The 14,056-nt window shown below is 66.7% G+C and carries 14 protein-coding genes; 7 read left to right on the top strand and 7 right to left on the bottom strand.

Going from position 1 to position 14,056, the window contains the following annotated elements; translation table 11 throughout:
* Positions 1-35 precede the first annotated feature (35 nt).
* The 3 genes from ahcY (at position 36) to ACZ54P_RS30380 (ending at position 2,232) form a co-directional block, all read left to right on the top strand.
* Entirely contained in the window at positions 36-1,511 is a 1,476-nt protein-coding gene (ahcY, locus tag ACZ54P_RS30390) for an adenosylhomocysteinase (protein ID WP_465465017.1), read from the top strand.
* A gap of 196 nt (positions 1,512-1,707) precedes the next feature.
* A complete protein-coding gene (locus tag ACZ54P_RS30385; RefSeq protein WP_005159014.1) occupies positions 1,708-1,863 on the top strand; it encodes a DUF6131 family protein in 156 nt (51 codons plus the stop codon).
* A gap of 147 nt (positions 1,864-2,010) precedes the next feature.
* A complete protein-coding gene (locus ACZ54P_RS30380; RefSeq protein ID WP_465465016.1) occupies positions 2,011-2,232 on the top strand; it encodes a DUF2795 domain-containing protein in 222 nt (73 codons plus the stop codon).
* A gap of 158 nt (positions 2,233-2,390) precedes the next feature.
* On the opposite strand, the gene ACZ54P_RS30375 is transcribed toward ACZ54P_RS30380, so the two are convergent.
* The 7 genes from ACZ54P_RS30375 to ACZ54P_RS30345 form a co-directional block, all read right to left on the bottom strand.
* Positions 2,391-2,603 carry a hypothetical protein gene (locus ACZ54P_RS30375; protein ID WP_465465015.1) on the bottom strand — a complete coding sequence of 71 codons (213 nt, stop codon included), beginning with the start codon at positions 2,601-2,603 and terminating at the stop codon, positions 2,391-2,393.
* Between the two features lie 148 nt (positions 2,604-2,751).
* Positions 2,752-3,612: a non-homologous end joining protein Ku gene (gene ku, locus ACZ54P_RS30370; RefSeq protein ID WP_465465014.1), complete on the bottom strand. Its 861-nt coding sequence runs from the start codon at positions 3,610-3,612 to the stop codon at positions 2,752-2,754.
* A 118-nt stretch (positions 3,613-3,730) separates the two neighbouring features.
* Complete coding sequence (locus ACZ54P_RS30365; protein ID WP_465465013.1) at positions 3,731-4,957, bottom strand: styrene monooxygenase/indole monooxygenase family protein; 1,227 nt, start codon at positions 4,955-4,957, stop codon at positions 3,731-3,733.
* Positions 4,958-4,981: 24 nt separating this feature from the next.
* Complete coding sequence (locus tag ACZ54P_RS30360; RefSeq protein ID WP_465465012.1) at positions 4,982-5,599, bottom strand: GTP-binding protein; 618 nt, start codon at positions 5,597-5,599, stop codon at positions 4,982-4,984.
* Complete coding sequence (locus ACZ54P_RS30355; RefSeq protein WP_465465011.1) at positions 5,574-5,957, bottom strand: DUF742 domain-containing protein; 384 nt, start codon at positions 5,955-5,957, stop codon at positions 5,574-5,576. Before ACZ54P_RS30355 ends, ACZ54P_RS30360 begins: the two co-directional genes overlap by 26 nt.
* A gap of 19 nt (positions 5,958-5,976) precedes the next feature.
* Positions 5,977-6,411 (bottom strand): roadblock/LC7 domain-containing protein, encoded by a 435-nt coding sequence (locus tag ACZ54P_RS30350; RefSeq protein ID WP_465465010.1) that lies wholly within the window; start codon positions 6,409-6,411, stop codon positions 5,977-5,979.
* Positions 6,408-7,628, bottom strand: a complete 1,221-nt coding sequence (locus ACZ54P_RS30345; RefSeq protein ID WP_465465139.1) for a sensor histidine kinase — start codon at positions 7,626-7,628, stop codon at positions 6,408-6,410. The genes ACZ54P_RS30350 and ACZ54P_RS30345 overlap by 4 nt, the downstream gene beginning before the upstream one ends.
* Positions 7,629-7,901: 273 nt before the next feature.
* Here ACZ54P_RS30345 and ACZ54P_RS30340 point away from each other — a divergent pair, with 273 nt between their 5' ends.
* The 4 genes from ACZ54P_RS30340 to ACZ54P_RS30325 all read left to right on the top strand — a co-directional run bounded on the left by ACZ54P_RS30340 (position 7,902) and on the right by ACZ54P_RS30325 (position 13,919).
* Positions 7,902-8,549 (top strand): TetR/AcrR family transcriptional regulator, encoded by a 648-nt coding sequence (locus ACZ54P_RS30340; RefSeq protein WP_465465009.1) that lies wholly within the window; start codon positions 7,902-7,904, stop codon positions 8,547-8,549.
* Positions 8,550-8,580: 31 nt separating this feature from the next.
* Positions 8,581-10,314, top strand: a complete 1,734-nt coding sequence (locus ACZ54P_RS30335) for an ABC transporter ATP-binding protein (RefSeq protein WP_465465008.1) — start codon at positions 8,581-8,583, stop codon at positions 10,312-10,314.
* Positions 10,314-12,353, top strand: a complete 2,040-nt coding sequence (locus tag ACZ54P_RS30330) for an ABC transporter ATP-binding protein (RefSeq protein ID WP_465465007.1) — start codon at positions 10,314-10,316, stop codon at positions 12,351-12,353. Before ACZ54P_RS30335 ends, ACZ54P_RS30330 begins: the two co-directional genes overlap by 1 nt.
* A gap of 111 nt (positions 12,354-12,464) precedes the next feature.
* On the top strand, positions 12,465-13,919 hold the full coding sequence (locus ACZ54P_RS30325) for a DNA polymerase ligase N-terminal domain-containing protein (RefSeq protein ID WP_465465006.1): 1,455 nt from the start codon (positions 12,465-12,467) through the stop codon (positions 13,917-13,919).
* Positions 13,920-14,056 lie beyond the last annotated feature (137 nt).

Here is a 14,056-nt window from a genome sequence, read left to right as displayed (position 1 = left end):
GCTCCGCCCTGCCTTCCTTCACGATTGGAGAACCTGTGAGCCCCACCCTGACCAAGGTCAACGGGATCGAATTCGCCGTCGCCGACCTTTCCCTCGCCGAGGCCGGCCGTAAGCAGTTGCGCCTCGCCGAGGTCGAGATGCCCGGCTTGATGGCGCTGCGCCGTGAATTCGCCGCCTCGCAGCCGCTGAAGGGCGCGCGTGTCGCGGGTTCGCTGCACATGACGGTCCAGACCGCCGTGCTGATCGAAACGCTGGTCGCGCTGGGCGCCGAGGTGCGCTGGGTGTCCTGCAACATCTTCTCCACGCAGGACGAGGCGGCCGCGGCCGTCGTCGTCGGCCCGAACGGCACCGTCGACGCTCCCTCCGGCTCGGCCGTGTTCGCGTGGAAGGGCGAGACGCTCGCCGAATACTGGTGGTGCACGGACCAGCTCTTCGACTTCGGTGGTGGCCGCGTCCCGAACATGATCCTCGACGACGGTGGCGACGCGACCATGCTGATCCACAAGGGCGTCGAGTTCGAGGCCGCCGGTGCCGTCCCGCAGCCGACCGACGATGACCCGGAGGAATACCACTCCGTGCTGCGCACGCTCAGCGAGAGCCTCGCGCGTGACGCCGGCCGGTTCACCCGCATCGCCAAGGAGGTCCGCGGGGTCACCGAGGAGACCACCAACGGCGTCAAGCGGCTCTACAAGCTCGCCAAGGAAGGCGAGCTGCTGTTCCCGGCGATGAACGTGAACGACTCCGTGACGAAGTCGAAGTTCGACAACAAGTACGGCATCCGTCACTCGCTCATCGACGGTCTCAACCGCGGCACCGACGTGATGATCGCCGGCAAGGTCGCCGTCATCTGCGGCTACGGCGACGTCGGCAAGGGCGCGGTGGAATCGCTGCGAGGTCAGGGCGCTCGCGTGGTCGTCACCGAGATCGACCCGATCTGCGCGCTGCAGGCGGCGATGGAGGGCCTCGACGTCGTGGAACTCGACGACGTCGTCGAGCGCGGCGACATCTTCATCACCACCACCGGCAACTTCGACATCATCATGGCCGACCAGATGGCCAAGATGAAGCACAACGCGATCGTCGCGAACGTCGGGCACTTCGACAACGAGATCGACATGGCCGGGCTCGCGAAGATCCCGGGTATCCAGAAGATCGAAATCAAGCCGCAGGTGCACGAGTGGGTCTTCCCGGCGACTGGCGACCGCGAAGCGCACTCGATCATCGTGCTGTCCGAGGGCAGGCTGATGAACCTCGGGAACGCGACCGGTCACCCGAGCTTCGTGATGTCGAACTCCTTCACCAACCAGACGATCGCGCAGATCGAGCTGTTCACGAAGCAGGGCGAGTACACCACCGACGTCCACGTGCTGCCGAAGCACCTCGACGAGAAGGTGGCGCGTCTGCACCTCGACGCGCTGGGGGTCCGTCTGACGAAGCTGACCAAGCGCCAGGCCGAGTACATCGGCGTGGACGTCGAGGGACCGTACAAGCTGGACCACTACCGGTACTGAGCTACTGCGCTACGTCTCGTGAGTGGTAATGACGGTTCTAACCGTCATTACCACTCACGAGCGGGCAGTCACTAGGCCAAATGCGTGAAAACTGCGGCCGGATGGACCTGTTTCCCCTGGCGTAGGCCGGGCATTCCTTAAGTAGCCACACCCCGGCATCAACTCGGCCGGGCGACTACGAAGGAGAAGGTGCCCCGTGATCATTCTCGGCGTCATCCTGATTGTCATCGGTGTCATCGCCAGCATCCCCGTTCTGTACTCGATCGGGATCGCGCTCGCGGTCATCGGCATCATCCTGGCCGTTCTCGGGAACACCGGGAAGGCCATCGGCGGTCGCGCCCACTGGTACTGAGCACCGAACCGACCCCTGGTACTGAGTCCCCGGTACCAGTACTGAAACAGCACGGGCACCCGGCGTTCCCTTATGCCGGGTGCCCGTGCTGTTTCCGTTTCCGTCCGTCGGGTACCCACCGCGGACGAGGAGAAGGAGGGACAGCCGATGCCCGGAACGGACCCCCGCCCCTACCTGACGGCGGCGAAATACCCGTGCGGACGCGACGAACTCCTGCGGGCCGCCGCGGCGGCCGGAGCGGGTGACGACGTCCTCGGTCCACTGGGGACACTCCCCGCGACCGACTACGCGGACGGGGACGGAGTCTGGGAAGCGGTGCGCAAGTGCGACGGCGCTTCGATCCATGACACCGCGAAGGAAGCACCGTGACATGAAGGGGTCCCCCGGCTCCGAGGGGGAGGGAGAGCCGGAGGACCCCCGTCATAAGTAACACATTTCCTGCCTGGATGTACACGAATGCATACACCTTTGGGTGGCAATCGGTCCTGATCGCCCCGATCGGGCCGGACTGGTGTAGTCGCCGCCGGTCAGGAAGCCCGCAGCAGCAGCCGGGCCTCCACCTCCGCACACGTGCAGCCGCCGTCGACGTCGAAGCAGTCGATCGTCAGGGTGTGCCGCGCGAAATCGAAGTCGACGCAGCCGTCCTCACTGCATTCGGTGAACCCACCTTCCAGGTGGACCACCAGGGTTCCGTGGCAGTGGTCGAGACCATCGGCGCAGAACGCGCACTCCATGCTCATGCCGCCTCCCGCGATCAAGCGAAGATCGCTTCGGAAAAGTTCTCCTCGATTGCCTTACTACCACCGAGGGACGACAGATCCTGGCATACGCCCGGCGTGTCGCGAGACCCGGCCGGGTGAGTCCGGCCACACTGTCCACAAAGGAAGGTCAGGCGCTCTTCGGGGTTCGCTTGCCCGTGGCGGGCTTCTTCGCCGCGGTGGCCTTCTTGGCGGACGACGCCGACGACTTCCGGCTCTTCTTCGCCTCGCTCACGCTGGCCTGCAAGGCCTCCATGAGGTCGACCACATCACCCTTCGCGCGGACAGCCTTCGGTTTCGTCGTCTCGCTCCCCGCGGCCTTGGCCTCGATCATGGCCTCCAGTGCTTCACGGTAGGAGTCGGTGTACTTCTCCGGCTCGAACACCGGCTCCGAAAGCGAGTCGATCAGCGACCCCGCCATCGTCAGTTCCTGCGGCCGCACCTGCGGCGGGTCGTCGTGCAGGAAACCGAAGTCCGGGACGCGGACCTCGTCGGGCCACAGCATCGTCGTCATCATCAGTACGTCGTTGTGCACCCGCAGGACCGCCAGGGCCTCACGCTGCCGGATGGCGACCTTCGCGATCGCCACGTGGCTGGCCTTCTGCAGCGCGTCACGCAGGACCACGTACGGCTTGACCGCGTTCTTCTGCGGCTCGAGGTAATAGGTCTTGTCGAAGTTGATCGGGTCGATCGACTCAAGCGGCACGAACTCGAGTACGTCGATCGCCCGTGACGACGCCAGCGGCAGTTCGGCCATGTCCTCGTCGGTGAGCACGACCATCTCGCCGTCGGGCAGTTCGTAGCCCTTGGCGATCTCGGCGTAGGGCACTTCCTCGCCGTCGATCGTGCAGAACCGCTTGTACTGGATCCGGCCACCATCGGACTCGTGCACCTGGCGCAGCGAGACGTTCTTGTTCTCGGTGGCCGCGTAGAGCTGGATCGGGATGCTCACCAGCCCGAACGACACCGAGCCCTTCCACATCGAACGCATCGCGCCGCACCTCCACCGCCGTTACCGACCGTACTCACGCTCGGTAACAACGGTAGCCCGAAACGTCGGACCGCGACAGTCCCGTGAACCCGATCGCGGGACTGCCGTGGTCCGGGAATCACGCTTCGGCCAGGTACTTCTCCGCCTTGACGGGGTCGAAGAACCAATGCTGGAAGTCGGTCGGATCGGAGAATCCGTTCGCGAACCGCTTCGCCACCGCGGGGTTCTCCCCCGCCGCGCCGATGATCTGGAGCACGTGCGGGGGCGGCGGCTGCAGCATCGCGTTGGTCCAGGTCGTGACGTGCTGGGCGTATTCCCAGTACTTCTCGAACGCCGCCGTCATCCACTCAGCGTCGAACGGCTTGTCGCCGCGCTCGAGAATAGAGTCCAGATAGGACGCCGCGCAGTGGCTCGCGTTGTTGGAGCCCTGCCCGGTGATGGGGTCGTTGGCGACCACGACGTCGGCCATGCCCAGTACGACCGTGCCCGAGGCCAGCTTGCCGACGGCGTTCCGCACGACCGGGGTGTACCCGCCGGCCAGCGTCGCCTTCTCGTCGGTCAGCACGGCGTTCTTGGACCGCTCGTACTCCCACGGGAGGAACTGCTTCATCAGCGACAGGATCCGGTCGAGGTGCTGCTGCGGCGACGGCCGGTCGTTCCAGCAGTCCAACGGCCCGCCGGGGATGCCCTCGAAGAAGAGGATGTCGCAGTTCCCGCTCAACGTGAACGCCGGGATCATGAACAGCTCCCCGACGCCGGGGATGATGCTGAACCGCACCGCGGCCTTGTCCGGATGCTCCGGCCGGCGCTCGACACCGTGCACGTAGGCCAGGGAAAGTGCACGCTGCGGTTCGGTGTACGGGGAACGCTCCGGGATACGGTCGAACAGCTGGACCAGCTCACCCTTGCCCGCCGCGATGACCACGAGGTCGTACAGCTTCGCCAGCGGCGCCAGATCCGAGGTGGTGACACCGTGGATGACGACCTTGCCGCCGCGCTCCTCGACCAGTTCGAGCCAGCCCGCCATCTTCACCCGCTGGTCCACCGACTGCGCGTACTGCTCCAGCGGCCCGAACCAGTCCAGCACCCGGCTGGAGTCCGGTCCCGCGATCGAGACGCCGAGCCCCTCGACCCTGACGGTCTCGTTCTCCCACAGGTTCAGCTGGTGGTCGCGCTCGTGCTGCAGCGCGGAGTCGAACATGCACTGGGTCGACATCACCTTGCCGGACCGGATCTCGTCCGGCGTCCGCGCCGACATCACCGTGACGTCGTAGTCGTGGTTCAGCAGGCTCAGTGCCAGCTGCAAGCCCGACTGACCGGCACCGACGATCAGAACCTTGCGCATCCTCGACATTCCTCCCAGAGCGGTTCAGCTGAGTGCGGCGAACTCGCGGCCTGGCCCGGAGAGCACCGCGAGGGACAGCGTGTGGGACACCAGTTCCTGCATCGTGGCGACCGCCGATTTCGGGTCGCGCGCGTCGCAGGTGACCAGCGGGATCTCCGGGGACAGCGCGAGCGCGTCGCGGACCTCGTCGAGGTCGTGCACCGGCATCCCCTCGAACTGGTTGACCGCGACGATGAACGGCAGTTCGGAGTCGTTCTCGAAGTAGTTGATCGCGGCGAACGACTGGTCGATCCGGCTGGTGTCGACCAGCACGACGGCACCCAGCGCGCCGCGCGACAAGTCGTCCCAGAGGAACCAGAACCGGGCCTGACCCGGCGTGCCGAACAGGTACAGGAGCAGGTCTTCCCGCAGCGTGATCCGGCCGAAATCCATCGCGACCGTGGTGGTGGACTTGGTTCCCGGGGGCACCAGCTCGTCGACGCCGGCGCCTGCCTCGGTCATCCAGGCCTCGTTGCTCAGCGGCGGGACCTCGGAGACGGAGCCGACGAACGTCGTCTTGCCAACGCCGAATCCACCGGCGACCACGATCTTCGCCGAGATGGCGAGAAGATCGGCGTCAGACCGGGAGGCGCTTGAGTCCATCGAGGATCCTCTCGAGCACGTTCGTATCGTGGTTGTAGGCGTGTGCCGTCGGGTGCACGAAGACCGCGCCCTGGGTGGCGAGGTCGCCGATGAGGACGCGGACCACACCGAGCGGCAGGTCGAGCCCCACCGACAGTTCGGCGATCGACGAACGATCGCGGGCGCGCTCGTACAGCGAACGCGATTCGGGCATCAGCGCCTCGGCCAGCGCCGGGTCGTAGCGCGGCACCGAGATCAGGGTCTCCACCAGCAGCAGGTGACTGCTCTTGGTCCGGCCGCCGGTCAGCGCGTACGGCCGGATTCTGCGGCTGCGCATCTTGCCGGGCCGGTCCGGAGCTTGGTCGCTGGACACGGTCATCCCTTCCTTCTCCGGATTCTCAGGCCTGCGGCCGTCGGGCGGTCAGGACCTGCCGGAGTCCCGCGCGCACCTCGGGGGTGAGGGCGTGACCGGCGTTGGTGATGAACTGGGTCATCTCGTAGGCGACGACCTTCATGTCACAGTCGGGTTCGGTGAGCACGGCGAGCCCGGCCTCGGCGCCGATCCCCATGAACAGGAAGTAGCCGCGGGTGAGCCGGATGATGATCTGCTCGCAGTTGCCCTTGCCGAACAACGAGGCGCTGTTCCCGGCAAGGCTGAGCAGGCCGCTGGCGATGGCGGCGAGCTGCTCGGCGTCGTCACTGGACACCGATTCCGATGCGGTCAAAGGGAAACCGTCGACGGACATGATCAGCGCGTGACTGGCGCCGTGCACCTTGCGCACGAAATCGTCGAGCAGCCACGTGAAATCCGTGGTCGCGTCCTGGGCGGTCACTGGGTGTTTCCTCCGGTCTCACGCTCACGCCGGTCATCGAGAGCGGCGCGCTCGCCGTCGGTGAAGGCGTCGAGGTCGGCCAGCAGCGCTTCGTGCCCGTCCGCCGCGTCGGCGGGCGGGCTGGTCGGCGGGGCCGGTTCGTCGGGCAAAGTCCTGATACTGCGGGAAACCCGGCGCGGCAGGCCACTGGGCGTGGTGCCACCGTCGGTGGGCGGCGGGACGGCGGCACGCGGACGCGGGCTGGGCTTCCGCTCCGGTTCCGCCGACGGCGCCGGGCGGCGCCTCGGCAGCCCCGACGGCGTCGCGACCGGGCTGCCCGGAGGTGTTCCGTTGGCGATCTTCGTCTGCGGCAACACCACGGTCTGCGTGCCCGACCACTGTGTTTCCGCCAGCTCCGACACCACCGGAACCGGCAGCAGCACGGTGGCGACCGTGCCGTGCGGGGTGCGGCGATCGAGTTTGACGGTGATCTCGTGCCGGTCGGCGAGCCTGCCGACGACGGCGAGTCCCATGTGCCGCACCGAATCGTCGTCGAGGACGGGACCGGCGGCGAGGCGTTCGTTCAGCACCGCGAGGCGTTCCGGCGGCATGCCGATGCCCTCGTCCTCGATGCGGATCAGCACACTCCCCTGTTCGGTGAGATGCGCGCTGACGCTGACCGGCGAACTCGGCGACGACTGGTTCGCCGCGTTGTCGAACAGTTCCGCGAGGATCCGGCTGACGTCCTCGGCGGCGAAACCGACGACACCGAGCGGGACGACACGGCCGATCGTGATCCGCGAGTAGTGGTCGATCGACGACATCGCCGCGCGCATCACGTCGAGCACGGACGAGATCCCGGCCGCGGTGTCGTCGGCGTCGCGGCCGGCGAGGACGCGCAGGTTCTCGGCGTTGCGCCGCAACCGGGTCGCCAGGTGGTCGAGCCGGTAGAGCTCGGCGAGCCGGTCGGAGTTCTCCTCGCCCGCCTCCATCGTCTCCAGCTGCGCGAGCAACTGGTCGAGCAGGTTGAGGTCGCGCAGCGCGACGTTGGAGCAGACACCCGCGAGTGCTCCGGCGTCCGGCGCTTCCACGGCAGGCCGCTGTTCCGCGGCCGGTTCGGCCGACGGCTCCGAAGGGGCATGCCGGGGCGGTGCGGCGAGGAACTGCGCCGCGGCGACCCGGGATCGGTCCAGTAGAACCCGTGAGCGGTCAAGCAAGCCTCGAGCCCGCGTCACCATGTGCTTCCACTTCTTTCTCTTCACGTACCCGGACCCGTGTTGCACTCCCCAGTGACAACGTCCGACATGCAAGCAGACGGAACTATCGGTGTCCACAACCGGTTTCCGTTCAACCGCTGGCAGTGACCTGATAACGAAAGCGTTGCGGCTGGTGAGCGGTGCACGCTAGGCCATTCGGCTCAATTTGCCCGCCACCCGCGTCGTGTCGTGTCCGAAAAGTGCGTAGTGCGCATAAATTTGCGTAGCCCGCACCTTTTCTCTACTCTTTCCGACGTGACCACCGACTCGGCCGCTCCTCTCGGACTACGCGAACGCAAGAAGCGCGCGGCACGGCGCGCCATGAGCGAGGCCGCGTTGAAACTGGCCATGGAGAAGGGCGTCGAGCAGGTCCGCGTCGAGGACATCGCCAGCGCCGTGGGGGTCTCGCCGCGCACGTTCAACAACTACTTCTCCAGCAAGGAGGAGGCGATCTGCTCGTTCATCGTCGAACGACAGGAACGCCTGCGGGAAGCGCTGCGCACCCGGCCGCCGGAAGAGACACTGTGGGAGGCGGTCAGCGCCGCGACGCTGGAGACCTACAGCCGCGACGGTGAGCCGAACCGCGACTCGGTGAAGCTGGCGCGCTCGATGATCCTGCACCCATCGGTGCACGGCGAGTTCCTCAAGGCGCACGCCACCGTCGAGCAGGTACTCGCCGAGGCGATCCTGGAGCGGGCGGGCGCTGGGGAAGAAAACGCGTTGAACGCGCGGCTCATGGCGGCGATCGTGGAGTCCGCGGTGAAGACCGCGTTCTTCAACTGGCTGGTGAACGAGGGCGCCGAGCCGTTCCTGAGCACGGTCGAGACCCTCCTGCGGGAGGCCTCGTCCGGCGTCCCCTCGCTGACCGGACGCGAACCGGTGCGGAAACCGGACAAGAAGTAACACCTTACCCACCACTGGGGGAGAAACCGTTGTGCTGACAAAGCTGTTGCGCACTCACCTGCGCCCATACCGGCGAGACCTGTGGCTGATCGTGCTGCTGCAGTTCGTCCAGACCCTCGCCGGGCTCTACCTGCCGACGCTGAACGCCGACATCATCGACGACGGCGTGGTCAAGGGCGACATCGACTACATCCTCGGCGTCGGCGGCGTGATGCTGCTGGTGTCGCTGGTGCAGATCGGGTGCTCGATCGGCGCCGTCTACTTCGGCGCCCGTACCGCGATGGCGGTCGGTCGCGACGTCCGCGCCGCGATCTTCCACCGCGTACAGGACTTCTCCGCCCGCGAAGTCGGCCAGTTCGGCACACCGTCGCTGATCACCCGCACCACCAACGACGTCCAGCAGGTGCAGATGCTGACGTTGATGGCGTTCACCCTGATGGTGTCGGCGCCGATCATGTGCTTCGGCGGCATCGTCATGGCATTGAACCAGGACGTCACGCTGTCCTGGCTGCTGGTGGTCGTGGTCCCGATCCTGGGCATCTCGGTCGGCGTGATCATCGCGAAGATGCGCCCGGCCTTCCGGCTGATGCAGGAGCGGATCGACAAGATCAACCAGATTCTGCGCGAGCAGATCATGGGCATCCGCGTGATCAGGGCCTTCGTCAAGGACACCCACGAGCGACGACGGTTCACCACGGCCAACACCGCGCTGCTGGACGTCTCGCTGATCGTCGGCAGGCTCATGGCACTGATGTTCCCCATCGTCATGCTCGTGATGAACACCTCCAGCGTCGCCGTGCTGTGGTTCGGCGGGCTGCGCATCGACGACGGCAGCATGCAGATCGGCGCGCTGACCGCGTTCCTGTCCTATCTGATGCAGATCCTGATGGCGGTCATGATGGCCACCTTCATGTTCATGATGGTGCCGCGCGCCGAGGTCAGTGCCGAGCGCATCACCGAGGTGCTCGACACCCACTCCAGCGTCGTCCTGCCGCTGAACCCGATCAGTCCCGGGCAAGTGCACGGACGGCTTGAGCTGTCCAACGTGGAATTCCGTTACCCGGGAGCGGAGAAGCCGGTCCTGCAGGAGATCTCGCTGCTCGCCATGCCGGGTGAGACGACCGCGATCATCGGCAGCACCGGCAGCGGGAAGACCACGCTGCTCAACCTGATCCCGCGGTTGATGGACGCCACCGACGGTTCCGTGCGGGTCGACGGCGTCGACGTCCGCGAACTGGATCCGACCGTGCTGTCCGACGCAGTCGGGCTGGTACCGCAGAAGCCGTACCTGTTCGCCGGGACGGTCGCGAGCAACCTCCGCTACGGCAAGGCCGACGCCACCGACGAGGAACTGTGGCACGCGCTGGAGGTCGCGCAGGGCAAGGAGTTCGTCGAGCGGATGCCCGACGGCCTCGACTCCCCCATCGCGCAAGGCGGCACCAACGTCTCCGGTGGTCAGCGGCAGCGGCTCGCGATCGCGCGCATGCTGGTCCGCCGTCCCGAGATCTACCTCTTCGACGATTCCTTCTCCGCGCTCGACTACGCGACCGACGCCGCGCTGCGGCGGGCGCTGGTGGCCGAGACCGCCGAGGCGACCGTGGTGATCGTCGCGCAGCGGGTCAGCACGATCCGCAACGCCGACCGCATCATCGTGCTCGACGAGGGCCGGGTCGTCGGTAGCGGAACGCACACCGAACTCATGGACGGTAACGAGACCTATCGGGAAATCGTGCTGTCCCAGCTGACCGAACAGGAGGCCGCCTGATGAGCGCGCCCGAGTCCACAACGGACACTTCAGGCAGTTCAGGCGCGTCTGCCACTCCGGCGAAAGGCGTGGGTGAGCGAGCGAGCGCGCCCCGTGGGCCGGGCGGAGGCGGAACCGTCTTCAGCCGTGGTCCCGCCGCCCTCATGGGTGCTCCCGCCGAGAAGGCCTTGGACTTCAAGGGATCGCTGAAACGCCTGCTGCGGCTGCTGCAACCGCAGCGCGCCGTGCTGTACGGGATCCTGCTCTTCGGTGTCGCCAGCGTGACGCTGAGCGTCATCGGACCGAAGATCCTCGGTAGGGCGACGGACCTGATCTTCGCGGGCGTTGTCGCGCAGGACCTGCCCCAGGGGATCAGCAAGGAAGAGGTCATCGCGGGGTTGCGGACGAAGGGCGACAACACCCTCGCCGACATGTTCTCGGCGATCGACTTCGTCCCGGGTCAGCGGATCGACTTCGACGCCGTCGGCCAGGTCCTGATGTGGGTTCTGCTGCTCTACATCGTGGCGTCGTTCTTCGCGCTGCTGCAGGCCCGGCTGACCACGAACCTGGTACAGCGGGCGGTGTTCGAGCTCCGGGAGAAGATCGAGGAGAAGTTCGCCAAACTCCCGCTGAGCTACTTCGACCGCCAGCCGCGTGGTGAGGTGCTGAGCCGGGCGACCAACGACATCGACAACCTCGCGCAGTCGCTGCAGCAAACCCTCGCGCAGATCGTGACGTCGCTGCTGACGGTCGTCGGCGTGCTCGCGATGATGTTCGTCATCTCGCCGTTGCTGGCGCTGGTCGCGCTGCTTTCGGTACCGGCTTCGGTGCTGGTCGCGGCGAAGATCGGCAAGAAGGCACAGCCACAGTTCATCAAGCAGTGGTCCACCACCGGGCGGCTCAACGCCCATATCGAGGAGATGTACACCGGGCACTCGCTGGTCAAGGTGTTCGGCCGCCGCGAGGAGGCTCAGGAGGTCTTCCGCGAGCACAACGACACTCTCTACGGCGCGAGCTTCAAGGCGCAGTTCATCTCGGGCACCATCCAGCCCGCGATGATGTTCATCGGCAACCTGAGCTACGTGCTGGTGGCCGTGATCGGCGCGCTGCGGGTGGCGTCCGGGACGCTGTCGCTCGGCGACGTCCAGGCGTTCATCCAGTACTCGCGGCAGTTCAGCCAGCCGGTCACGCAGATCGCCAGCATGGCGAACCTGCTGCAGTCGGGGCTCGCGTCCGCGGAGCGGGTCTTCGCGTTGCTCGACGCGGACGAGCAGGAACCTGAGCCCGCCGAGCCCGCCCGGGTACCGGCGGTACGCGGCCAAGTCGAATTCGAACACGTGTCGTTCCGGTACGCGCCGGACACCCCGCTCATCGAGGACCTGTCGCTCACCGTCGATCCGGGGCACACCGTCGCCATCGTCGGGCCGACCGGGGCCGGGAAGACCACGCTGGTCAACCTGCTCATGCGGTTCTACGAACTCGACGGCGGCCGGATCACCCTCGACGGCGTCGACATCGCCGAGATGGACCGCGAGGACCTGCGGTCCAAGACCGGCATGGTGCTGCAGGACGCGTGGCTGTTCGGCGGCACGATCGCGGAGAACATCGCCTACGGTTCCGCGGGCGCCACGCACGAGGAGATCGTCGCGGCGGCCAAGGCGACGCACGTCGACCGGTTCGTCCGCACTCTGCCCGACGGCTACGACACGGTCATCGACGACGAGGGCGGCACGGTCAGCACCGGGGAGAAACAGCTGATCACCGTCGCGCGGGCGTTCCTGGCGAAGCCCGCGATCCTCATCCTCGACGAGGCGACCAGTTCGGTCGACACCCGGACCGAGGTGCTGATCCAGCGGGCGATGAATTCGCTGCGCGAGGGGCGGACGAGTTTCGTCATCGCGCACCGGCTCTCCACCATTCGCGACGCGGATGTCATCCTCGTGATGGAGAACGGCTCGATCGTCGAACAAGGCGACCACGAAACGCTGCTGCTCACCGGCGGTGCGTACTCCCGGCTCTACGCCGCCCAGTTCGCCGAGGCGTTGGCCGAAACCGACTGATCCGCCCTTCGTGAAGGCCCCTTTCCCTACTCTCACAGTGGGAAAAGGGGCCTTCACCACGCGTACGGGCGGTGAACGGCGCTAGGCTTGCGTGACCGGATCCGGAGAGGGGTGCGCTGGCCGACCATGGCGGAGAAACTCGGCGAATATCGCCGTAAGCGCAAACCGGGACGGACTCCCGAACCCATTCCCGATCGCGATGGGGCAACCGGGTCCGACGACCTTTTCGTCATCCAGGAGCACCACGCGAGCAGCCTGCACTGGGATGTCCGTCTGGAACGGGACGGGGTGCTGGTCTCCTGGGCGGTGCCGAAAGGCTTGCCGATGTCGCCGGATCTCGACCGGCTGGCGGTGCACACCGAGGACCACCCGATGGAATATCTCACCTTCGAGGGCGAGATCCCCGCCGGCGAATACGGGGGCGGCCACATGACGATCTGGGACACCGGCCGGTACGAGACCCTGCACTTCAACGACCACAAGGTCGAGGTCGTCTTCCACGGGACAAGGGCACGCGGGAAGTACCTGTTCCTCAATGTGAAGAAGGACGGGAACGATCGCGGCTGGCTGCTCAAACGACTCGACCCGGCCGATCCCGGCCGAACGGGACTTCCGCCTTTCCTCGCCCCGATGCTGACCAAGCCCGGACGTCTCCCCTCGACCGGCGAAGACCCGGAATGGGCTTACGAATTCGACTGGTCCGGGCGGCGCGCCTTGATCCGGGTGTCGGGTGGCCGGATCACCGCCTACGACGATTCAGGCGACGACGTGACCGGGCTGTACCCCGAATTCCGCGGGCTCGGCGAGCAACTGGGGGCCACGGAAGCCTTTCTCGACGGGGAAATCGTCGTCTTCGACGGTGGAAAGCCGAGCGCGGAAGGGCTCGGGCACCGGGCGCGTGCCACGAAGAGTTCCGCGAAACGGCTCACCGCCCGGTATCCGGCGTTCTACCTGGTGACCGACCTCCTGCATCTGGACGGCCGGGCCTGCCTCGAATCGCCCTACGTCGAGCGGCGGGATCTCCTCGACGGGCTCGGCCTCGCCGGACCGCATTGGCAGGTCCCCCGGCATTATCTCGGCGACGGTGGAGCGGTCGCGCGCGCGGCCCGCGAACACGGCCTCGCCGGAATCATCGCGAAACGCGCCGGCTCCGCGTACCACCCTGGAAGGCGTACCGGGGATTGGCTCTCCATCACCGACACCAGGGTCCAGCAAGTGGTGCTCGGCGGGTGGCGGCCCGGTGGCGGCAGCCGCGCGGGCACCTTCAGTTCGCTGCTGCTCGGCGTCCCGCACGAAGACGGCTTGCGGTACATCGGAAACGTCGGCGTCGGCTTCGCGGGCGACGAACTGGAAGAGCTTTCACGGCGGCTGTTCCGCCTGGAGCGCAAGACATCCCCGTTCCGCTCCGTACCGGACAAACAGGCTCGGGACGCGCGCTGGTCGCGGCCGACCATCGTCGGCGAGGTCGTCTTCGGTGGCTGGACGGACGCGGGCTGCCTGCGCAATCCACGCTGGCGTGGGCTGCTGCCGGACGTCTCCGCCGACGAGGTCGAACTCGACGGATGAGCACGCCGTCGTACAGCGGCTCGTGAGTGGTAATGACGGTTCTGGAGCTGCCCCCGCGATGCGGACACCTTGATTCCAGACGCTGGTCTGGAGGGAGGATGTCCTGGTGCCTCGCAGGTCGAAGTATCCGGAGCAGT

The sequence above is a fragment of the Amycolatopsis sp. NPDC034160 genome (genome assembly GCF_055575355.1).
The sequence above is the reverse complement of the archived record's forward strand: the minus strand, read 5'-3'. Positions and strand labels throughout refer to the sequence as shown.

What these genes read in the sequence shown, in the direction of transcription:
- ACZ54P_RS30380 (WP_465465016.1), top strand. Translation starts at nt 2,011, where the DNA reads ATGCCCGGAACGGACCCCCGCCCCTACCTGACGGCGGCGAAATACCCG.
- ACZ54P_RS30330 (WP_465465007.1), top strand. Translation starts at nt 10,314, where the DNA reads ATGAGCGCGCCCGAGTCCACAACGGACACTTCAGGCAGTTCAGGCGCG.
- ACZ54P_RS30355 (WP_465465011.1), bottom strand. Translation starts at nt 5,957, where the DNA reads ATGACCGTGTCCAGCGACCAAGCTCCGGACCGGCCCGGCAAGATGCGC.
- ACZ54P_RS30345 (WP_465465139.1), bottom strand. Translation starts at nt 7,628, where the DNA reads ATGGTGACGCGGGCTCGAGGCTTGCTTGACCGCTCACGGGTTCTACTG.
- ACZ54P_RS30365 (WP_465465013.1), bottom strand. Translation starts at nt 4,957, where the DNA reads ATGCGCAAGGTTCTGATCGTCGGTGCCGGTCAGTCGGGCTTGCAGCTG.
- ACZ54P_RS30375 (WP_465465015.1), bottom strand. Translation starts at nt 2,603, where the DNA reads ATGAGCATGGAGTGCGCGTTCTGCGCCGATGGTCTCGACCACTGCCAC.
- ACZ54P_RS30360 (WP_465465012.1), bottom strand. Translation starts at nt 5,599, where the DNA reads ATGGACTCAAGCGCCTCCCGGTCTGACGCCGATCTTCTCGCCATCTCG.
- ku (WP_465465014.1), bottom strand. Translation starts at nt 3,612, where the DNA reads ATGCGTTCGATGTGGAAGGGCTCGGTGTCGTTCGGGCTGGTGAGCATC.